This is a genomic window from Candidatus Pseudoscillospira sp. SGI.172 (genome assembly GCF_050313575.1).
In the GTDB taxonomy this organism is placed as follows: domain Bacteria; phylum Bacillota; class Clostridia; order Oscillospirales; family Oscillospiraceae; genus Vermiculatibacterium.
Map to the genome: position 1 here is coordinate 32,635 of NZ_JBNPLQ010000021.1, position 18,728 is coordinate 51,362.

The window sequence follows — 18,728 nt, forward strand, 5'->3', positions numbered from 1 at the left end:
AAGGCATGATTGTGGATGCCAAAGCGTTTTCGGAGGCTATGAACAAAGTCAGCCGAGTCCTGAAAAAGAGCGCCATCCCCATTCTGGAGGAGATCCGGGTCAGCGTTAAAGATGGGGTCTGCACCCTGACGGCAACGGATCTGGAGACCTGGCTCACCGCCCGGCTCCCGGTCAAGGGTGACGATATGTCTTTTACGTTCTTTAAGACCAAGGATGTTATGAAGGCTTGTTCCCATTTTGACGGTGAACTGACCATCGAACTGTATGAGCAGCCAGAGAAACGAAAAGATGCGCGGAGACTGCGGCTCTACTGCGGACAGCGTGCCGCGGAATACGACGCCACCTCCGATGAAGACTACCCCAGCCTTGTTTCCGTTGCGTCGGATAAGGTGTTCCAAACGAATGCAGCACAGTTTTTGGCTCGCATCGAGCGTGTACGCTATGCCACCATGAAGCCGGGTGCGAATACGAAGCCCTTCAACACCTGCGTGCAGTTCAAGGGCCAGCGGGTCTTTTCTCTGGATGGATACCGCATGGCTTGCGACACCCAGGAGGATTTGACCTTTCCTGTGCCGTTTCTGGCCTATGGAAGCTCTCTTGCCTATCTGAAGGTCTTTGGAAAGAGTGACGTTACGGTGCAGGTCGGTGATCGGTATGTCCTGTTTACGGACGGCGAGGTAAGCCTGTATGTCCATCGGCACGGAGTTGACACCTTTGATGTGGATTCGGCTGTCCCGAAGCAATATCAGGAGGCTGTTACTGTGAGGACTGCCGATTTCATCAAGGAGCTGAACTACCTAAAAGAGTGTGCATCCGGGACCAGCAAGCCCTATGTACGCTTCTCCGGTGAATCGCTCTCCATGTCGGCGCCCAACGGGAAGTTTCGCACCAGCATCCCTGTATCGGGCCGGGGTGATCTGACCCTCGGGTTTGACCTGCGGTATATGCTGGATGCCCTGAAACAGTTTAAGGACGAACCGGAAGTGACCGTAAAGCTCAGCGGAGTTTTTTCTCCTATTGTGATCGAAGCAGAAAATCGCGGCGATTTCGCCCTGGTGCTGCCCGTTCGCATTAAAGAGGAAGAACTGGCCGCCTGAGAAAACAAAAAACAATGGGAGGCAGACGCCGCCCAAAAATAATGAAAAGGAGAAAAAAACAATATGAAAACCGTCTACATTCCCAAGGGAGAAACCGTCCACTATGAGTCCCTGGTTACCGAGCGCCTGGTGGTCCACGGCCACCTGCATGTGACCTACGGTATCAAGGCCAAGGCCATCAGCGGCAAGGGCGTCATCAATGCCGGCACCGTTGAAGCGGATACTGTCTGTATGGATGATGTGGAAGCTGCCAGCGTGATCTGCAAGCGCCTGCTTGCCAAGCGTGTGCAGGCCCCGGAGGTTTTTGCTTCCGAAAGCGCCGCTGTGTCCTGCTTCCTGTCTGCCGCTTATGTGGAAACGGGAAAGCTCACGGTGGCCATCAGCGAGATCGACGTGGTGGAAGCGCAGGAGGTTGTGAACCTCAAGCCTAAAAAGCGTTCCCTGTTCGGTACTCTCCTTGCCTCCGTTCTGCGCTCTTTCTGGACTGCTCTGACGGTACAGAATGCGAAGCCGGAGGTCATGGACGCGGAGTTTACTCCCGTTCAGGAAAAAGCGGAGGAAGAGGTGCAGGAAGAAACGCCTGTGGAGCAGCCTGCCCCTGCGCAGGAGACGCCTGCTGAGGCCGCAGCCGAGCCGGAGATGGAAGTGGTGGATGAAGAGCTCAACCGCATCATCGGCCTGTTCAAACTGTCCCGGGATCAGGGGTACACCCTCAAGCTGATTCCCGGCACCCCGGAGGAAAATGCGCCGGTGTTCGACTTTGGAACTGAGCGCATCGTCCAGCGTGCAGCGTGAACGCCTATGTGGGAGATCACGGTTGAAAGCAAGACCCGCGTTATAGAGTGTGGCCGTGCCGTGCTTTATGAAACGAAGTATCGCGGGCTTCAGGAGGAAAACGGCAAAATTCGGCTGCTGTCGTATTTCGGAAAGCGTATGCCGCTGGCCGAAGCGCAGCTGATGGAACTGCCGAAGCCTGAGAGCAACATGAAAGATGCGGCGTAAGCCGTCTGAACGAGAGGCAAGGAGCGAGATGTTCCTTGCCCTCTTTTATCTACAGAACAAGGAGGAAACGGTATGTCGGTAAAATCTCAGGAAAACAATATGCGCCGTCTCGCCGCTCTGCTGGGACAGGATCTCAGCTATATTCACGGTGACAGTGAATGCGGTCCCAATGGCAGCAAGAAGACATTTTTGAACGTGGGGAAAGTGTTTCTCCGCGCCCTGTCCAAGGATTTGGGCCTGCGGGAAGTTACGGTCAGTTCCAATGCCGGCGGCATCGGTGTTTCCGGCGAGTGTACTCTGATTGGAATGTGGGAGGATGGCGGCATTTATGTCTGCCTGCATCAGCCGATTTATCATCGTGAATTGGTGCTCTGCTACCGGACGGTACGCCATGCCAGAGACTTCAAGGGTGGCTATAACCACTACCTCACCCGTGCTGATCTGAAGAAGTGGTCCTACAGCCAGTTGCTGGACACGATGAATGCTCTGCGAAAGGACGGATGCACCTATGAGCGAGCAGCCTGACCTCCATGCGCAAAAACCCTACGTACTGGACCGGCTTGTTCAGCTTCAGGGACAGATCCTTCAGCTCTCGCAGGGCATGGTAATCCAGCGGGCACGGATTGAGAAATTCCGGCAAACGGATCTCGCCGCAGCAAGGGACACGTATTCTGAACTGCAGCGCACGCGAAGCACACTGGTGGAAGATCTGGCAGAAGCGCAGCTTTTCCTGCTGGAGATGGAGGAATACAAACAGGCCGTGGCGGCCGGTCAGTTCCGAAAAGGGCTTGCCGGATTTAACCTTATGAGCACCGGATATAAGCCGATCTATGAGGCTCTGAGCCAGTTTGCGGCATCCTTTCCTGTGGGACAAAAGACCAATGCCGCTGTGGTTGGCCGCTTGATGAACAACATCAAGCTGGGCTATTACCCAACGGATCCAAACAATATCTCGTTGATTCTCCAAGGCATCCGGTTCCCGGAGGGGGTCACCACGAATCTGATCGACCCATGCTGTGGCTGCGGGAAGGCTCTGCGGCAGCTTGCCCAGGGAAATAACTGCTATGCCTATGGCGTGGAATTGGATGAGAGCCGTGCGGAAGAGGCGCAGACAAGGCTGCACCGAGTGGGTTTTGGCAGCTTCTTTCACAGCCGCATCAGCCATGAAGCGTTTCATCTGCTGTTCCTCAATCCACCGTATCTGTCGGTGATTAACGAGGGCGGCGGACGCTCCCGGCATGAAAAGCGGTTTTTGATCGAAAGCCTCCCCATTTTGATGTACGGCGGCTTACTGGTCTATGTCATTCCATACTACCGGCTGACACCTGATATCTGCCGCATCCTGGTGGATAACTTCGACGATCTCTCTGTTTGGCGCTTTACCAACAGCGAGTTCAAGAAGTTTAAGCAGGTTGCGGTGCTGGGCATCCGAAAGCGCAGAGACACGGAATTGCAGGACACACTCTGTCTGGAACAGTTTGCAGTCAGTCCCGGCTCCATACCGGAGCTGACGCAGATTCCGGAAGGTCACTACGCACTCCCGGCACAGCCTATGGAGGTCAACACCTTCAAGGGAGAGCGATTCAATCAGAAGGAGTTGGAACAGCAGCTGCGTAAATCCAACAGCTTCACGCAAATGATGTCCCGAAGTGAACTGGACAACGGCGTCAAGCGCCCCTTACTCCCGCTTTCCATCAGCCAAATCGGGCTGATCGGTGGCTCCGGTATGATAAACGGCCTCATTGAATGTGAGACGCCCCACATCATCAAGGGCCGCATCGTCAAGGTCGTGCGCACAGAGAGCGAGGAAAAGTTCAGCGCTCAGGGCAAGCATATGGGCAGCGAGTTAACAGAAACGATTTCCAATAAGATGATATTCAACGTGCTGACGCCAAATGGCTTTAAGGCACTGACATGAAGAAAGGAGACAAATACGCCATGGATAACAGCCCTATCCGATTTATGCCGGGATTCGTGTGTGCCACGCCAGCCGTTTTGGAGGTGCTCTCCCAAGAGCGTCTGCTTCGGCTGTTGGATCGGCACCTGCACGGAGATTGGGGCGATACATGCGCAGCGGATCAACAGGCCAATGAGCGGGCGATTCGCGAAGGTTCCCGTATCCTGTCGTGGTATCAGCTCAGCGGCAAGATCCGCGTGCTGATCATCACGGAGGCAGACCGTTCAATTACCACGATCATGCTGGCTGATGAATATTGATGAAGGAGGAAAGCAAAATGAGATCCTGCGATATGGTGATCGTTGTCCCTGTGGACAAGTTCAAAGGAAATGATGAGGCCCTGCGTTTGCAGGCGTGGGAGAAGGTTTCAACACTGCTGCGCCGCGACCTCGGAAAACTGTACCGCCAATTTAGCCCGTCTGGCAGTGTCTGGGAGCATAAATACCCGCGGCCTTTTGGCGTTGTGCTGGGTCGGCAGGAACCGGAGGTGTTCCGAAAACTGCTCAAAGCAGGAGAAGAGGCGCAGCATGAGGCTGTCGCCTATCACGTGGAGGCAATGCTACGCAAGACGGACCTCAACAGCACGCAGAAGATCGGCGATATGCTGTTGTGCTCTACGGTTGTGGACGGCAGTGATCCCGAACTGCTGGCGCACACGGTATGGAATATCCTGATCCAAGAGGGAGCGCCGGTTCCCGATTGCGGCATTTACTATGCCGCGCTGCATCGTGCGTCCGCAACTGAGGAGGAACGGCGTGAAGTTATAGACCATGCCGACAAATACGCGGCGTGCATGGTCGCGCTGAGTCGGGGGGTGCAGACGGATGCTTGAGTTTAACAAGGACCGCTTCCTGTCCTTGCTTTGCGCGGCGCCAAAGATCGAGCCGGTCATAGAAGAACCAGAGCATAGTGAGTATGTCCAGTCATTGATTGACACCTTTAAGAAAGAAGGTCGCCTGGATCTCACGGAAATCAATTTTGATGCGTTCGACCTGTGCCACGTAACGCCGGAGGGTTATACCCGCATGTATAGCCATATAAAGGATGGCTGGGCCAAAGGGGTCGTCCACTTTTGCCGGAAGACGCCGCCTGCCCATTTGCAGCAGCGTGCGTTCTTTTGAGGTGCCACCATGTATGACTATGAATATGAGGGCGACGTGCTGCTGGTGCTTCGGCTGCTGAAGTTTCTGCATCAGAGTTCTCCGGATATAGCCAAACGGGTCATTGAGCTTTACAAGGAACTGACCCTGGATGAAATGTTCGTCATGGTCGAGGAAATCATGTGGGGCATTTTTGATGATGTGACCATGGACTCTGATGAATTTGATGAAACCGCCATCGTGTATTTCTCCCACCCGGATATTGACCGGCTCTATGAGCTGGGCAGCCGGTGTCGGGATGAATACGGCAGTCTTTCCAACGCATGGCGGCGCAAAATCCAGGACATCGCCGAGTATTACATTTTGGGCACATCCCACTCCATCTATAGCTTTGATTACCATTTTTCTACCGGCGGGGTCGTATTTGAGGCCCGGCTTTCTCCGGATTGCTATGAGCCGGAACTGCTTGGTAATTCGCTGGTGGATATGCTGCTGCACGTCCAGCAGGAATTGCGTCGGATAGAACAAAAGGCAGAAGGAAACGAACATAACAACTGGAAGGAGGCGGCGTAATGGCACAGCCAGTGCGCGAAGATACCACGCAGGATGTGATTCTGCGGGTGTCACAGGCAAAAGGAACGATTATCGTGGAGGAACACAGGACCGGCGGCATTATCTCCTACCGGGAGATCAGTCCACTGGAGCTGTACTACGCCATCAATGGCAGCTACTCCAGCAACGATTTTCTGGAGACCGGTTTTCTGCCGGATCACTGTCTCCATGTGGCCATGAGCGCTTCAGAGCGGTGCTATGTGATCTGGAACCCAGAACTGCGAGCCGATGTGATCTATGGGGATACGGAGTATCAGAACTTTCCCATTCCCAGGCTTGTGTTTGGCCTGCGTATTCTGGAAAACGGCAAGGTGGCCGACTGCTCCATGGGCGTTGTGGCCGATGAAAGACCGACGGAAGATACACAGATGTATTTCTACCCCTTTTCCAACGTCCATCCGGATGGGAAAGTGTGTACGGGAAACAATGTGCTGCCGCGGTATAAGAAAATCTCGGCCATAAAGAATTTCCCCCGGTATCTGCTGGGCCTTCCCGACAACGATGATATGTTCGACCGGGAGCATAACAAGATGAAGCTGAGCCACAAAGAGCTTTTGGAGCATTTGAAGGACAAAGACCCAGCCTATTACTATACGGACATTCTGGTTCCGAATGGTAGGACGCTGGCCGAATTTATCAACAGGAGGTAAATCTATGCCGGAACGTAATCCGAGAGAGATACAACAGGCACTTGCACAGCCCTTTGCCCCGGAGGATCTGGAGTGGAGATTACAGAATACCATTGAGGACAAAATGCGTGGTATGGCCGTCCCCTATGTGACCAACCGCGCTATCCAAAATCGGCTGGATGAGGTCTGCGGCCCGGAAAACTGGTATAACGACTTCAAGCCATGGCACACGAACGGCAAGAAGGAGTCCCAGTTGTGCGGCATCGCCATCCACTTTGAGGGCAGAGGCTTCATTACCAAGTGGGACGGCGCTGAGGACTCGGACATTGAGCCAGTCAAAGGCGGTCTTTCCGACAGTATGAAGCGTGCCGCGTATCAATGGGGCATCGGTCGTGTTCTATACAGCCTGGATACAGTCTGGGTGGACATTGAGCGCCGGGGGCGCAGCTATGTGATCAAGGACAGCGAGCGGCCCAAACTGGACAATGCCTATCTGAGCACTTTGCAAAGGTTGGGATTACAGCCAGCACAGGCGAGCGGTATCCAGTCCCTGCTGACGCCCAAAAGCGCATCCGAGCAGAAAGCTCCCAAAAACGAGAGTCCTGCGCCTGTGTCCAATCAGCAGCAACCGCAGGCTCAGAACAATAACCAGCCGAGACCGGCGCCTGCTCCGCAGCCGGCACCGCCGCAGGGTCAACAACCCCAGTGGCAGCAGACTTCCCGACAGATGGCACCTGCCACTGTGCAGACCTCGAACAGCGCACCTGTTCAGGAAAGCCATCCGGCCGGAAAGACGATGCCGTTTTATCCGCCGCAGCAGACAGCACAGCCTCTGCCGGAGCTCTACACCATTCTGGACGCCAAGATTCAGGGCGGTATGAGCGCCAGCAATACGCTGGTTCAGATGGAAACACCCAATAAGAAGCAGCTCTACGCATATGTCCGAGGGGCACATCCGGAGCTTGTGCGCGGTATCCAGCTTTTCAATGTGAAGCTGACCACACGCCAGCAGGACACTGTGGCCTTCTATGTGCTGGAGTTCTATGAGATCTATCCGCAGACGCAGCAGGCAGCGTAAGAAAGTCGGTCATCAGAAAAAGAAAGGAGTAGTCATTTGAAAAAGATCGAACAGTTTCAGATCACCAGCATGAACATTTCTGGCTTTAAGTCCTACGAGGGCCCCACGGAATTGGTCTTCGGCAATCCCACCGTCATCACCGGCGGCAACGGCCGAGGCAAAACCAGCATCGCAGATGCCATTGCCTTCGTCGTAACCGGGCTCCCCTTCTTCGGGGAGCGCGGGATTGACCGGCTTCATAATGAGAACAATCCTGATGTCGCCATCCGGATGTGTTTCATGGATGAAACAGGTACGCACCACGAACTGACCCGTACCCGCCGGAAAAACCGCATGACCATTACCTACGATGGGTATGAGATCCGCCAGCTCGACCTGACGGATATGTTCGGAGAGCGTGACGTGTTTTTGTCTATTCTCAACCCTCTGTACTTCATTGAGGAGCTGGGCGAGAACGGCAAGAACCTGCTGGAAATGTATCTGCCCATGATCCCTCATGAAACGGTGCTGGCCGAGCTTTCTGAGCCTGTGCGGGAAGCGCTCAAGAACGAGTCCCTGCTCTCTCCGGATGTCTGGCTCAAGCGGCGCCGGGAGGAGATCCGCGGACTTGAAGAGCGCATTACATACTTAGGCGGTCAGAAAGACCTTGCGGAGTCTCAGCGTAAGACCTATGAGCAAACCCATCAGGACATGGCAAGCCAGATGGATAAGCTGCGTTGGGAGATCGCAGGACTGGAAAGCAAGCAGTTTGCGGGTATGGATATTTCAGAAATGCAGGAGCGGTTGGTAGAACTGAGCCAGCGCTATGACGAAGCGGCCCGGGATGACCGGTCTGATGCAGAGGAGCAACGCAAGAGCCTGAGTGACCTGCGGGAGAAAATTGCCCGCAGGCAGGCCGAGCAGTACCAGTCCAAGTTCACCCAGCCTTTGGCGGACATCGCCGCCAAGGTCAAGGATCTGGGTGCACGGTATCAGCAGGAGGTCGCCTCATTTAAGGCGTTTCACGCCGGCATGGAGTGTCCTACCTGCCACCGCGCAGTGACGGAGCAGAGCCTACCCGAAGTGCAGGTGGCGCTCAAGAAGGTGATTTCTGACCTCTACGCCGCCGGAACCGAGCAGCGCAGTCAGCTCACGGAGCTTCAGGAGATGGACAAAAAAGCGGCGGACACCTTTGACCAGTTCAAGGCAGATGACCTTGCAAAATGGGAGGCTGACGCCGCCGAAAAGGAAAGGCTCTGCCAGGAGTTGTCTGGCAGCGTTTCCAAGGAGGTGGAGCGGCTGCGTATGGAGATTCAGAGCCTGAGTACGGAGCTGGACTACGGGAACCTCACCCAGCCGGAGTATGATCGGCTTGCTGAATGCCGGGAAGAGCTTCGGCAGTGCGAAGCAAAGCTGGCCGCCCTTGAAACGATGGTTACGGCAGATGCCCCCGACTTTGATAAGGAGATCCAGCAGGCCAGAGATAACATTGGGGAAATCAAGCGCTCCATGACCGATGTGGTTTCTTACGTTTGTAAGCGCGCGGAGCTGACCTTCTCTCAGTTGAAGATGAACAAGGTGGAGATTTCCCTCTATGATGTGGTGAAATCCACCGGCGAGGCCAAGGATACCTTCAAATTCACCTATGGCGGCCGACGCTATGACCGGCTTTCTCTTTCCGAAAAGATTCGGGCAGGTATGGAGGTCTCCGAGCTGGTGAAGCGCCTGACTGGCAGAAATTATCCGGTGTTCGTGGACAATATGGAGTCTGTTGACGATCTTGCCAATGTCCGTCCCACGGGACAGATCATCATGGCAAAATGCATCAGCAACACTGCGCTGCAGGTGCGGCCTGTGAATCCGATCATCCGTATGGAACAAAAAGCTGCCTGACGGGGGTGATTCCGTTTGGCCGTCAAAATTTACGATAAGATCCCCATCGTGGAAACGGCCAGACGGTGTGGGCTCGTCCTCGACTCCCGGACGCTGCGGCGAAAGGAGGTCGAGGCGAGCTGCCCCTTCTGTCATGACCACGGACCAGGGAAATATCATCTGAGCCTCAATGCCGATACAGACCAATACCGCTGTAACCTGTGCGGCGCACACGGCAACAGCGTGAGTCTGTACGCAAGGATCAAAGGGATCAGCAATGCAGAGGCTTACCGGGAGCTGGTGAAAGAGAGCAAGGTTTATCCTATGCCTCAACAGCCAACTCCCCAAAACAGTGAGCGGCAGCCTGTTTCATTGGAACAGCGCCACGCCGCATATTCGGATATGCTGGATCATCTGGTGCTTCTGGATAAGCACGGAGAAAACCTGCTGGAACGCGGGCTGTCCGAAGAACGTATCCAGGAGAACGGATACCGCAGTATGCCCGAAACGGAGCGGGGCCGCCGGCTTTTGGCCGACCTGCTTCGCTCCCACGGACATGAGCTGTGCGGCCTGCCCGGGTTTCGCACCTACTACGGTGACTGGACGATATCCGGCCCCAACGGGTTTCTGATTCCGGTGCGGAATAAGGATGGCCTGATACAGGGCCTGAAGATCCGCCTGGATGATGCGGACACACCCGACCGAAAGTACCGCTGGTTCTCCAGCCGCAATATGCCAAACGGCACCCGCAGTTATTCCTGGGTCCACGTGACCGGGGATACATCAAGAAAGCGGGCTTTCCTGACGGAAGGCCCGCTGAAGGGTGACGTGGCAAGCCACCTTGCGAATAACGAACTGTTCATTTGCGTCGGCGGCGTCAATGCGCTGGGAGGACTCACGGACACCATTCGGGAACTCGGCGTCCGTGAGATCGTAGAGGCCATGGATATGGACCAAATGACCAACAAGAATGTCCGGGACGCTATCCTTACCATGCGCAAGGAGGTAAAAAAGATCCCCGGCATCCGATACTCAAAATACACATGGAACCCGGACTACAAGGGAGTGGACGACTACCTCCTCAGCCGAGTGGCAGCCATGTAACGGGAGGCAGATATGCTGACAAATCGCGAAATGGATGAGATCTACCTGCTGATGAAACAGGATGGATTCGGTATGAAACGCAGCCGGATGCTTGATTACATTGTGCAATATCGTCAAGCAAAAGAAAACGGAGACAGGTTGACGCTTGAGAAAATTGAGTACCACCTGAACTACATCAACTATCGCTACGAATTGGGATTGCTGATGGTTGGTCAATACGAAAAACTGACGCAGCTTGTTGAAAATTGGTGACCACAAAAACCAAAAGAAAGGATTATGAACATGGACAAAGTTATGGACATTCGCAATTTTGTTGCCGCCGCAGAGGGCGATGCCGAGCACGTGCTGGGCAAATTCCTCTATTTCTCCCTTGCCAACCTGCTTGTGGATAAGGATGAACTGTCCGAGCTATGCGACAGCATGGATATCCCTTACAGCGGAGGCAATCGGCTTTCTGTGTCGGATGCGTTCCGTTCCGCTACTGGCGACATTCGGGAGCGCGTCCCTGTTACGGAAAATGGGGAAACCAATATTTATCTGGCCTACTGCCGCGACAATAAGCGCACGGCGGAGATCCTGTCCCGTGAGTTGGTCAAAGAGACTATGAACCGTCAGACCAACCAGTACGAAAAGCTGGCCAACATCAGCTACGACAAGGTGGACGGCGTGTTCCGCTGCGATAATATGGTGATGGATGATGCAGTGGATGTGCGGGAATGCTGCCGCAGGGCCGAAGAACTGTTCGAGCTTTATCAGCGCTGCGCCAACCGCAAACAGATCGAGACCATTTGCACTAATTTCCTGCGCGGGATCGAGGCCACCAAGCTGAGCATCACCGGCCATATGTACTTTGTTCCCCGCACCTATATGGACAGGGTTGATATTTTCGAGGACTTCATCACTCTGCTCAGCGGGCTGAACAAGAAGCAGACCCCCTTGGTGGTCAATAGCTTCTACATCATCGACGATGCCAAGCAGCGCGATAAGATGACCGAGGAGTTCTATCTGGCCGTCAAGAAGGAAATCGCTACCTATCAGGAGAAGTGCGATTACCTTATCAAGAGCGGCAGCCAGAGCCCTGCGGTCATGGATCGTTGGGTGCTGAAGGTGCAGGCTTTGGAGCAGAAAAAGCGGCACTACGAAAGTGTGCTGCAGCGCGAGCTGGATGGGCTGGATGATGAATTTTCCGTTCTGAAGTTCCTCTCGCAGGAACTTCAGGTCAGGGCGAACAGTATCCGCAACCAGCGATTTCAGAAAGCAGCATAAATAATGTCACGGGGTATCGGCTCATTAAAGCCGGTACCCCGTTTGTTTTTGTTCTATCCTATGTTGTTAAAAAGCTCACTTTCAATGTCAACGATTTCGTCAAGCGGGATTTGAGCCCTATCAGTCAGAATAAGAAGCCGCTGGTAATCATCAATTTTCTTCACATTACCAGTGACTGTAACATAAGAGCCGCCGTCCTTCCGCTCATCGGGAATAAAGTAAGTGATGCTCACATCTGGACGTTCTCTGATGTTGTCGAGCAGGATTTGTTGCTTCATGTCCAGGACGATACGTTCATCCTCGGACAGTTCGATCTTTCGGTCGGTCAAACGGCCTGTTTCTTGAATTGCTGCACCGTATCCTGTAAGCGCTTGAAAGGGACTGAACTGCGCCGCACGGTCGATCATGGACATCCGTGGCCGGGTAGCCGAAACATGGTGCGGCAGACCAATGATGTCATCGTATTTATGATTGTTTTCGCTGGTCATACCGCACCTCCGTTATCCCTTTATCAGTTTCATAAGACTTGCGTGGCTATAGTTCGGCAGAGAGCAGGATAACTTACCAAGCAGCCGATCCAAAGACTCATCTGGATCACACTTATAGGCAGCGGTGCATAGTTCTTTGCCCCAACAGTTTTCGGCGGTATCGAGAACAGCCACTCCCCAGCCATAGGTTTCTCTTGTTTTGCTGGCGACTTTATATCGGAACTCGGTCACACCGATATAGGTTTGCATTTGCAGACGGTTGATGATACTATCAAAACCTTTCTTACCGTCTTTCCCAAAGCCAAGTTCCTTTTTCATCTGAGAAGTAAGTATAGGACCGGACCTGCTCAGATAATCTACAATCTCCTTATCGCTCCGCTTCATGAAGCCTTCATCATAAAGGGCATCGTAATCGTAGCCCTGTCTCCGGTAGTTGCAGAAATCCGGGAAATATTCCTTTGCAATAAAGCCAGCCTTTCCGCAGAAGAACTTGCCATAAATCGCGGACTTGTCCAACGCAATTTCCTCACGCCATGACCAAGCCTGCCATTTTAATTTTCCGTCCCCGAAACTGTCGTACCAAAATTCAGGCTCAACAATTTCTTCAAGAGAAAATCCTTCTATATGATTTTTGAAAAAGGGGAGAAAACCTATCTCATCAACATTGCGCACGACATCTTCTTTGCTTCTGATAATAGGCGTTTTCATTTTTCTCGCCTCCAATCTACCCCTTATTTACGCCTTGTGCCCACCTATTTGGGCGTTGCGGTCTCTGGCTGTCGCGCCCTCCTCCAGATTCATACCTTTTAGGATGGCGTTCTTGCCGAACTTCTTCTTGATGGACAGAATGGCCTCCTGCTGGCGCTTCTCACGCTCTAGAGCGGCTGCATCCTCAGCCTGCTGACAGTTCCGCGCCTCATAGTCGGTGAACAGGTCGAGTTGCTCAGTTTCCGGAGTTGCCGGAACAGATGACTCATCAATGACATGGTTGGCAACGATGTTCAGGCGTCGGACAAGGAGATCAGGATCAACGATGCGGTCGTAGAGTTCCGACACCGCCTGCAAAATCTCCCGCGTCGAGGAAGTGTACTTCCCAAGATTTCCTGTACCGTGGGCGTGCTTTGGGATCTTGCGCCCGTAGTGGTCTGTGGTCACTTCGCCCTTATAACTCCTACTCCGCTTCGAGTCGGTCAGGTTTTCAATATCATAGCCGACGGTCAGCACGATTTGGTCTGTAACCAGCCCCTTGTCTACCAAGTCCAAAACCAGAAGATCCGCCATCTCCCGCACCACCAACTTGGCCTCCTCTGCGGTGTAGGGACAGTGCAGCACCTGCCCGGAACCAAGGCTGTTGGAACTGGGCTTGTAGGCTTTAATGTCTGCAATAGTGCAGGGCTCCCAACCCCAGGCGTGGTCGATCAGCAGCTCGGCGTTGATGCCAAAGAGCTTGTAAAGCACATCCTCATTCTGGAGGGATTGACGAGCCACATCGCCCATGGTGAACATCCAATGTTCCTCCAGCTTCTTCGCATAGCCCCGGCCGACACGCCAGAAGTCAGTCAGCGGTTGGTGGCTCCAGAGGGTGCGGCGATAGGTCATCTCATCCAGCTCCGCGATCCGGACGCCGTTGCGGTCAGCGGGAATATGCTTGGCAACGATGTCCATGGCAACCTTGCAGAGGTAGAGATTGGTGCCGATGCCTGCCGTAGCCGTGATGCCGGTGGTGGCCAGAACATCCAGAATGATCTTCATGACAAGCTCCCGCGCTGAGAGTTTATAGGTACTCAGGTAGTGGGTGGCATCCATGAACACCTCGTCAATGGAGTAGACATGGATATCCGCCGGCGCTACATATTTCAGATAGACGTTGTAAATCTCGGTGCTGACCTCCATGTACTTCGCCATCTGCGGTGGCGCAACCACATAGTCGATTGCCAGCTCCGGATGGGCTTTCAGCTCGGTATCGTCGTGGGACGAGCCAGTGAATGCATGGCCGGGAGCGGAGCGCTGTCGCTGTGCATTGGCCTGCTTGACCTGCTGCACCACCTCAAAGAGCCTTGCTCGGCCGGAGATGCCGTACTGCTTCAGCGATGGTGTAACGGCGAGGCAGATGGTCTTCTCCGTGCGGCTCAGATCCGCCACAACAAGGTTGGTGGTCATTGGGTCGAGATTGCGCTGCATACATTCCACGGAAGCGTAGAACGACTTGAGATCTATCGCGATATAGGTACGCTGCGTATCCATTTGACCACCTCTCAGTCCTGTTTGCTTCGGGTATAGTATATCACGCAAGCACCGATTTTGTGTAGCGCTATTATAAATAGACTGCTTTCCTCAATAAAAATTATAATGTTACGGCAGACGACAAAAACACTAAAACTTTGGTAATATTTCTTTTATACTTAGAATCAAGTACGGGTGGTGTTTATTGAAATAGAAATGGTGGCATCAGCGAAGAGCAACAAATTTTCTGTCGCTCCTGATCGTCCCCGTTCCCCATAGGAAACGGAGGTAGATACATGACCTGTTTCGAGTAGCTTTCACTAAAGGAATAGCGTGTGCGCTCGGCGGCCCTGCGGATGCAGGTGTTGTTTCCGTGGGCCTTATTCAGGTCGAAAATCGAATTATTAAAATATATGTTGATTTGCTGCGCATTTCGTCCGTTTTCGCTCTTTGCCACGTAATTCCACCAGACACTGCGCTTTTTTGCCGTGCCTGTGCACCGCTGCCCTCTTTTACTTGGAAAAACTCCATATTTTATCAAGGCATCTTTGCGGGCTATCATGCCCGTAAGGGTGCCTTTTATTATATCTTTCCGGGTAGGGATCGTCCTCGTTGCCGCTCCCCACCGACAGCACTCACGTCCATTCGCTCCAAAACAAAATCTGAAATAGAAAGGAAATCATTATGAGTGCTGAAATGAAAAATAAGGTCAAGGACCTTTTGAAAACCTATAACGAGCGTGAACGTAAAATCGCACTGCTGCAATTCCAGATGGAGAATCCGCCCCTCGTAACGCTGAACGAGCAGATCGAAGCAATGAACTACGGACATGGGGATGGGCTTGGTCACACTCAGGGCAGAGTGTCCAATAAAACCCTTTTTATCGCGCTTAACTATGAGGAGCAGGCAGAGCGCCTGAATGCGCAGGCGTCCAGCGAAATTGCAGAGGAACTGTTTGAGTTGAAGCAAAAGCAGAAGCGTCTCAAGTATTACATCGCACTTTTGGACAAGCGACAGGCAGAGGTCGTTCGTCTGTTGTATCTGGAGGAAGTGGCTCCCAATGAGGTGGCGGAACAGCTTGGTGTAACCTACCGCACGGTGGATCGCGTGAGAAAGGCTGCGATCCTTGCTCTTGCGGAAATGTATGCCTATGCTGACAGCTTTAAGCTCTGATGTTCAGGTGATGTCAGAGTTGTGTCATAGATTTTTCAAAATAATGTACGTATCGTGGGGCTTGCGGTGTCGCAAATCCTTGTGATATTATTAGGCTGACAAGATGGAGATGCCTTCCGGGATACCGGAAGGCATCTCCTTTTTCAACAGTCGATATAAAGGAGGAAAGCACAGTGGCTCATAAGCGACACGAGAAACCTTTTGCTGAGTACCCAGATGTAGTAACCGTGAAACAAATGTGTCTGATGTTGGGCGGAATAGGGCCTAAAGCCGCATATCAGCTGCTGCACGAGGGACATATTCGCTACTTCAAAATTGGCAAGGCGTTTCGTATTCCCAAAATGAGTGTGATTGACTATATACAGGGCTAAAATTTTAAATGCCTACGGCGCCCAAAATAATAATCTCTCGTAAGTTGTAGGGAGGGAACGAGTGTGTTAAAATGGTGTTGCCATTAGCAGGGACACCGTGCCGCTATTACAGAAGGAGGTATGATTATGGTAGCGGGACACCTGCAAATCAAGAAAAACCGCTATTATATGGTGCTCAACCTTAAAGATAAATGGGGAGGGCGTAAAACCAAGTGGATTCCTACGGGGATCGCTGTTGGTGGGAAAAGAAATCTGAAGGCAGCCGAAGATATGCTCCTGGAAACCAGGTATAACTATAAAGAAGCGGAAGATTCGGAGAAGACCGTAGTGTCTTCGCAAATTGTCCCTCAGATGCTATTTTCTGATTATATGGAAAAGTGGTTGGGTTTTATAAAAAATTCGGTGGAGGAAAATACATATGCGGGATATGAACTGACGGTGAAAAACCGAATTTCACCATATTTCAAGAAAATCGGGGTTACATTGGCTGAACTGACTTCCTTAGCTATTGAAGGGTTTTATGAATATTGTTTCAATACGCTCAAAGTAAAGGGTGTCACAATCCAGCACTATCACGGGTTAATGCATAAGGCATTAAAATATGCTGTAAGGCATAACTTGATCGCGGCCAATCCTATGGATCGGGTAGAACGCCCCAAAGCACAAAAATTTGTCGGGTCATTTTACTCGGTTGCTGAGTTGGAGGCTCTCTTCGAGGCGGCTAAAGGAGATCCGCTTGAATTTCCCATTTTAATGGCGGCGTTTTATGGCTTGCGCCGCAGTGAAATTGTTGGGCTTAAATGGAAATCGGTAGATTTCGAGAATAACATCATCACAATCAATCACACTGTTCTCCAAGCGAAATGTGATGGCGAGTTGAAGTTGTTGTATAAGGATCGCACAAAAAATATGTCCAGTTGCCGCTCAATGCCCCTTGTCCCGCAATATCGGGAACTTCTGCTTAAACTCAAAGAACAGCAGAAGCAAAATCGAAAGCTGTGTGGGAACAGTTATATTGACAGTGACTATATCTGTGTGAATCCCATGGGGGGTCTGTATACCCCAAACTATATCACCCAACACTTTAGTCTGCTGCTCAAGAAACATAATCTCCGGCACATCCGTTTTCATGATTTGAGGCATACTTGTGCTTCGTTATTGTTGAAAAACGGCATTTCCATGCGAGAGATCCAGGAGTGGCTGGGACACAGTAACTTCACCACCACAGCAGGAACCTATGCCCACTTGGAAACGAGCGCCAAGGATGCATCGGCCGCACGAATGGCTGAAGTTATTCGCATTGATCCCAACCTTTCTATATAACAAAAACTGCGTCTGAAAATCCCGTAGGATTCTCAAACGCAGTGGTGCGGGTAGTGGGACTCGAACCCACACGAGAATTTCACTGGCTCCTAAGACCAGCGCGTCTACCAATTCCGCCATACCCGCAAATACTATTCAATTTTATCATGTAAGTTTTCTGAAATCCAGAAAAATCTCAAGGAATACTGGAACAGGAGAGAACTTAGGAGAGAACTCAAGAAAAAAGGCCAAAATCCGTTTACAACAGAAAACGGGAAAAGTCAGTCATTTCAATGGTTTGCGGCACATTTGAAATGGTATTCATACCGTTAGACGTACAAGTACCTAAATCTCGCATGTCTACCAATTTCATCAATCCCCCGTAAATATAATTAGTATATCACAAAAAAAACGGCTGCGTCAATCATTGCCTTCCTTAGAAAAAAAGAATATAATGATGCCATTCTCAACGATCCGCTTTGGCGCGCCGGGACCCGCCCCCTGGGGACAGAGCCGGCTGCCGCCCCCGTGCGGTCGCTGTTTTTTGTGGAGGGACTTCGAGATGCAAAAGAGCGCGCCCCACGTGGCTGCCATTCACGATCTGTCCGGCATGGGCCGGTGTTCCCTGGGCATTGTGCTGCCCGTGCTCTCCGCCCTGGGCTGCTGGTGTTCCCCGCTGCCCACTGCCTACCTCTCCTCCTCCACCATCTTTCCCCCCTCGGACAAATTCGTGTTCCGGGACCTCACCGGGGAGATGGCGGGATCCACAGAGCACTGGAAGGAGCTGGATACCCGTTTTGATGCGGTATACAGCGGTTTTGTGGGTTCGGCGGAGCAGATCGGCGTACTGGGGCGTTTTATTCAGACCTTCCGCGGCCCCGAGACGTTAGTCATGGTGGATCCGGTGATGGGGGACTGGGGCAAACGCTACCGGACGTATACCGAGCGGATGTGTGAAGAGATGTGTGAGCTGGCCGCGCTGGCCGATGTCATCACGCCCAACCTCACCGAGGCTGCCATCCTGCTGGGGGAGGACTATGCCGCCGCGCCCCGGGACGAGGCCGGACTGCGCCGCTGGCTGGAGCGCCTGAGCCTGGAGGGACACCGGTCGGTGATCCTCACCGGGGTCCACCCGGGGCCCGGGCTGGTGGGAGCCGGGTGCTTCGACCGGGAGACGGGGGAGGTCGCGTTTGCCGCCGCCCACGAGGAACCCGCCCAGTTCCCCGGTACCGGCGATCTCTTTGCCAGTGTGGCGCTGGGCAGCCTGCTGGCTGGAAAGCCGCTGGGAAAAGCCACCTCCCTGGCGGTGGAGTTTGTGGGCCGCTGTGCCAGACGGACGCTGGAGCTGGGCACCCCCATTCCGGAGGGCGTCCAGTACGAGGGCCTGCTGGGTGAGCTGGTCCGGAGCTGACCCGGATGCTGCCGGACGTCCTCTGAGCGAAAAGGGAAAAGGCCGGGGCGGGGAGCGTGCGCTC

At 53.0% G+C, this 18,728-nt stretch carries 23 protein-coding genes and 1 tRNA gene; 19 read left to right on the top strand and 5 right to left on the bottom strand.

Translation table 11 applies throughout. From position 1 onward, the window contains the following. Positions 1-5 precede the first annotated feature (5 nt). The 15 genes from ACQRD3_RS09125 (at position 6) to ACQRD3_RS09195 (ending at position 11,696) form a co-directional block, all read left to right on the top strand. Complete coding sequence (locus tag ACQRD3_RS09125; protein ID WP_343121082.1) at positions 6-1,097, top strand: DNA polymerase III subunit beta; 1,092 nt, start codon at positions 6-8, stop codon at positions 1,095-1,097. A gap of 63 nt (positions 1,098-1,160) precedes the next feature. Next, positions 1,161-1,892: a hypothetical protein gene (locus tag ACQRD3_RS09130; RefSeq protein ID WP_343121060.1), complete on the top strand. Its 732-nt coding sequence runs from the start codon at positions 1,161-1,163 to the stop codon at positions 1,890-1,892. Between the two features lie 6 nt (positions 1,893-1,898). Beyond that, positions 1,899-2,099, top strand: a complete 201-nt coding sequence (locus tag ACQRD3_RS09135; protein WP_343121061.1) for a hypothetical protein — start codon at positions 1,899-1,901, stop codon at positions 2,097-2,099. 72 nt (positions 2,100-2,171) lie between these two features. Further along, entirely contained in the window at positions 2,172-2,624 is a 453-nt protein-coding gene (locus tag ACQRD3_RS09140) for a hypothetical protein (protein ID WP_343121062.1), read from the top strand. After that, positions 2,608-4,017 (top strand): DUF6094 domain-containing protein, encoded by a 1,410-nt coding sequence (locus tag ACQRD3_RS09145; RefSeq protein ID WP_427781100.1) that lies wholly within the window; start codon positions 2,608-2,610, stop codon positions 4,015-4,017. The genes ACQRD3_RS09140 and ACQRD3_RS09145 overlap by 17 nt, the downstream gene beginning before the upstream one ends. Continuing rightward, positions 4,014-4,316 carry a hypothetical protein gene (locus ACQRD3_RS09150; protein WP_343121064.1) on the top strand — a complete coding sequence of 101 codons (303 nt, stop codon included), beginning with the start codon at positions 4,014-4,016 and terminating at the stop codon, positions 4,314-4,316. Before ACQRD3_RS09145 ends, ACQRD3_RS09150 begins: the two co-directional genes overlap by 4 nt. Positions 4,317-4,348: 32 nt before the next feature. Then, positions 4,349-4,888: a hypothetical protein gene (locus tag ACQRD3_RS09155; RefSeq protein WP_427781102.1), complete on the top strand. Its 540-nt coding sequence runs from the start codon at positions 4,349-4,351 to the stop codon at positions 4,886-4,888. Beyond that, entirely contained in the window at positions 4,881-5,177 is a 297-nt protein-coding gene (locus ACQRD3_RS09160; protein WP_343121065.1) for a hypothetical protein, read from the top strand. The genes ACQRD3_RS09155 and ACQRD3_RS09160 overlap by 8 nt, the downstream gene beginning before the upstream one ends. A 9-nt stretch (positions 5,178-5,186) precedes the next feature. Beyond that, positions 5,187-5,729, top strand: a complete 543-nt coding sequence (locus ACQRD3_RS09165; RefSeq protein WP_343121066.1) for a hypothetical protein — start codon at positions 5,187-5,189, stop codon at positions 5,727-5,729. After that, positions 5,729-6,418 (top strand): hypothetical protein, encoded by a 690-nt coding sequence (locus tag ACQRD3_RS09170; RefSeq protein ID WP_278903532.1) that lies wholly within the window; start codon positions 5,729-5,731, stop codon positions 6,416-6,418. Before ACQRD3_RS09165 ends, ACQRD3_RS09170 begins: the two co-directional genes overlap by 1 nt. Before the next feature lie 4 nt (positions 6,419-6,422). Beyond that, on the top strand, positions 6,423-7,475 hold the full coding sequence (locus tag ACQRD3_RS09175; protein WP_278903533.1) for a Rad52/Rad22 family DNA repair protein: 1,053 nt from the start codon (positions 6,423-6,425) through the stop codon (positions 7,473-7,475). Between the two features lie 36 nt (positions 7,476-7,511). Next, entirely contained in the window at positions 7,512-9,347 is a 1,836-nt protein-coding gene (locus ACQRD3_RS09180) for an AAA family ATPase (RefSeq protein ID WP_343121067.1), read from the top strand. 15 nt (positions 9,348-9,362) lie between these two features. After that, complete coding sequence (locus ACQRD3_RS09185; protein ID WP_343121068.1) at positions 9,363-10,430, top strand: CHC2 zinc finger domain-containing protein; 1,068 nt, start codon at positions 9,363-9,365, stop codon at positions 10,428-10,430. Between the two features lie 30 nt (positions 10,431-10,460). Then, positions 10,461-10,682 carry a hypothetical protein gene (locus ACQRD3_RS09190; RefSeq protein ID WP_343121069.1) on the top strand — a complete coding sequence of 74 codons (222 nt, stop codon included), beginning with the start codon at positions 10,461-10,463 and terminating at the stop codon, positions 10,680-10,682. A gap of 30 nt (positions 10,683-10,712) precedes the next feature. Beyond that, a complete protein-coding gene (locus ACQRD3_RS09195) occupies positions 10,713-11,696 on the top strand; it encodes a DUF6744 family protein (protein WP_427781108.1) in 984 nt (327 codons plus the stop codon). A gap of 53 nt (positions 11,697-11,749) precedes the next feature. Here ACQRD3_RS09195 and ACQRD3_RS09200 read toward each other — a convergent pair whose 3' ends face one another. The 4 genes from ACQRD3_RS09200 to ACQRD3_RS09215 all read right to left on the bottom strand — a co-directional run bounded on the left by ACQRD3_RS09200 (position 11,750) and on the right by ACQRD3_RS09215 (position 14,969). After that, on the bottom strand, positions 11,750-12,184 hold the full coding sequence (locus ACQRD3_RS09200) for a hypothetical protein (RefSeq protein WP_343121071.1): 435 nt from the start codon (positions 12,182-12,184) through the stop codon (positions 11,750-11,752). Positions 12,185-12,196: 12 nt separating this feature from the next. Next, positions 12,197-12,892 carry an AlkZ-related protein gene (locus ACQRD3_RS09205; protein ID WP_343121072.1) on the bottom strand — a complete coding sequence of 232 codons (696 nt, stop codon included), beginning with the start codon at positions 12,890-12,892 and terminating at the stop codon, positions 12,197-12,199. Positions 12,893-12,919: 27 nt separating this feature from the next. Next, positions 12,920-14,428 carry a DNA methylase gene (locus tag ACQRD3_RS09210; RefSeq protein ID WP_427781110.1) on the bottom strand — a complete coding sequence of 503 codons (1,509 nt, stop codon included), beginning with the start codon at positions 14,426-14,428 and terminating at the stop codon, positions 12,920-12,922. Between the two features lie 181 nt (positions 14,429-14,609). Next, positions 14,610-14,969 carry a hypothetical protein gene (locus ACQRD3_RS09215; protein ID WP_343121074.1) on the bottom strand — a complete coding sequence of 120 codons (360 nt, stop codon included), beginning with the start codon at positions 14,967-14,969 and terminating at the stop codon, positions 14,610-14,612. Positions 14,970-15,103: 134 nt separating this feature from the next. On the opposite strand from ACQRD3_RS09215, the gene ACQRD3_RS09220 reads away from it, so the two are divergent. The 3 genes from ACQRD3_RS09220 to ACQRD3_RS09230 all read left to right on the top strand — a co-directional run bounded on the left by ACQRD3_RS09220 (position 15,104) and on the right by ACQRD3_RS09230 (position 17,274). Then, a complete protein-coding gene (locus ACQRD3_RS09220; protein ID WP_337550846.1) occupies positions 15,104-15,580 on the top strand; it encodes a hypothetical protein in 477 nt (158 codons plus the stop codon). Positions 15,581-15,753: 173 nt separating this feature from the next. After that, positions 15,754-15,951 carry a helix-turn-helix domain-containing protein gene (locus tag ACQRD3_RS09225; protein WP_302644469.1) on the top strand — a complete coding sequence of 66 codons (198 nt, stop codon included), beginning with the start codon at positions 15,754-15,756 and terminating at the stop codon, positions 15,949-15,951. Positions 15,952-16,077: 126 nt separating this feature from the next. After that, the gene (locus ACQRD3_RS09230) at positions 16,078-17,274 is read left to right on the top strand and encodes a tyrosine-type recombinase/integrase (RefSeq protein ID WP_302644471.1); all 1,197 of its coding nucleotides are present in this window, start codon (positions 16,078-16,080) and stop codon (positions 17,272-17,274) included. 42 nt (positions 17,275-17,316) lie between these two features. Here ACQRD3_RS09230 and ACQRD3_RS09235 read toward each other — a convergent pair. Next, positions 17,317-17,400, bottom strand: a tRNA-Leu gene (locus ACQRD3_RS09235). A 415-nt stretch (positions 17,401-17,815) separates the two neighbouring features. On the opposite strand from ACQRD3_RS09235, the gene ACQRD3_RS09240 reads away from it, so the two are divergent. Next, entirely contained in the window at positions 17,816-18,664 is an 849-nt protein-coding gene (locus tag ACQRD3_RS09240) for a pyridoxamine kinase (RefSeq protein WP_080906629.1), read from the top strand. The last annotated feature ends 64 nt before the right edge of the window (positions 18,665-18,728 follow it).

What these genes read in the sequence shown, in the direction of transcription:
- ACQRD3_RS09170 (WP_278903532.1), top strand. Translation starts at nt 5,729, where the DNA reads ATGGCACAGCCAGTGCGCGAAGATACCACGCAGGATGTGATTCTGCGG.
- ACQRD3_RS09145 (WP_427781100.1), top strand. Translation starts at nt 2,608, where the DNA reads ATGAGCGAGCAGCCTGACCTCCATGCGCAAAAACCCTACGTACTGGAC.
- ACQRD3_RS09190 (WP_343121069.1), top strand. Translation starts at nt 10,461, where the DNA reads ATGGATGAGATCTACCTGCTGATGAAACAGGATGGATTCGGTATGAAA.
- ACQRD3_RS09230 (WP_302644471.1), top strand. Translation starts at nt 16,078, where the DNA reads ATGGTAGCGGGACACCTGCAAATCAAGAAAAACCGCTATTATATGGTG.
- ACQRD3_RS09215 (WP_343121074.1), bottom strand. Translation starts at nt 14,969, where the DNA reads ATGATAGCCCGCAAAGATGCCTTGATAAAATATGGAGTTTTTCCAAGT.
- ACQRD3_RS09165 (WP_343121066.1), top strand. Translation starts at nt 5,187, where the DNA reads ATGTATGACTATGAATATGAGGGCGACGTGCTGCTGGTGCTTCGGCTG.
- ACQRD3_RS09150 (WP_343121064.1), top strand. Translation starts at nt 4,014, where the DNA reads ATGAAGAAAGGAGACAAATACGCCATGGATAACAGCCCTATCCGATTT.
- ACQRD3_RS09205 (WP_343121072.1), bottom strand. Translation starts at nt 12,892, where the DNA reads ATGAAAACGCCTATTATCAGAAGCAAAGAAGATGTCGTGCGCAATGTT.
- ACQRD3_RS09135 (WP_343121061.1), top strand. Translation starts at nt 1,899, where the DNA reads ATGTGGGAGATCACGGTTGAAAGCAAGACCCGCGTTATAGAGTGTGGC.
- ACQRD3_RS09240 (WP_080906629.1), top strand. Translation starts at nt 17,816, where the DNA reads ATGCAAAAGAGCGCGCCCCACGTGGCTGCCATTCACGATCTGTCCGGC.
- ACQRD3_RS09175 (WP_278903533.1), top strand. Translation starts at nt 6,423, where the DNA reads ATGCCGGAACGTAATCCGAGAGAGATACAACAGGCACTTGCACAGCCC.
- ACQRD3_RS09125 (WP_343121082.1), top strand. Translation starts at nt 6, where the DNA reads ATGATTGTGGATGCCAAAGCGTTTTCGGAGGCTATGAACAAAGTCAGC.
- ACQRD3_RS09140 (WP_343121062.1), top strand. Translation starts at nt 2,172, where the DNA reads ATGTCGGTAAAATCTCAGGAAAACAATATGCGCCGTCTCGCCGCTCTG.
- ACQRD3_RS09220 (WP_337550846.1), top strand. Translation starts at nt 15,104, where the DNA reads ATGAAAAATAAGGTCAAGGACCTTTTGAAAACCTATAACGAGCGTGAA.
- ACQRD3_RS09195 (WP_427781108.1), top strand. Translation starts at nt 10,713, where the DNA reads ATGGACAAAGTTATGGACATTCGCAATTTTGTTGCCGCCGCAGAGGGC.
- ACQRD3_RS09130 (WP_343121060.1), top strand. Translation starts at nt 1,161, where the DNA reads ATGAAAACCGTCTACATTCCCAAGGGAGAAACCGTCCACTATGAGTCC.
- ACQRD3_RS09200 (WP_343121071.1), bottom strand. Translation starts at nt 12,184, where the DNA reads ATGACCAGCGAAAACAATCATAAATACGATGACATCATTGGTCTGCCG.
- ACQRD3_RS09155 (WP_427781102.1), top strand. Translation starts at nt 4,349, where the DNA reads ATGGTGATCGTTGTCCCTGTGGACAAGTTCAAAGGAAATGATGAGGCC.
- ACQRD3_RS09160 (WP_343121065.1), top strand. Translation starts at nt 4,881, where the DNA reads ATGCTTGAGTTTAACAAGGACCGCTTCCTGTCCTTGCTTTGCGCGGCG.
- ACQRD3_RS09210 (WP_427781110.1), bottom strand. Translation starts at nt 14,428, where the DNA reads ATGGATACGCAGCGTACCTATATCGCGATAGATCTCAAGTCGTTCTAC.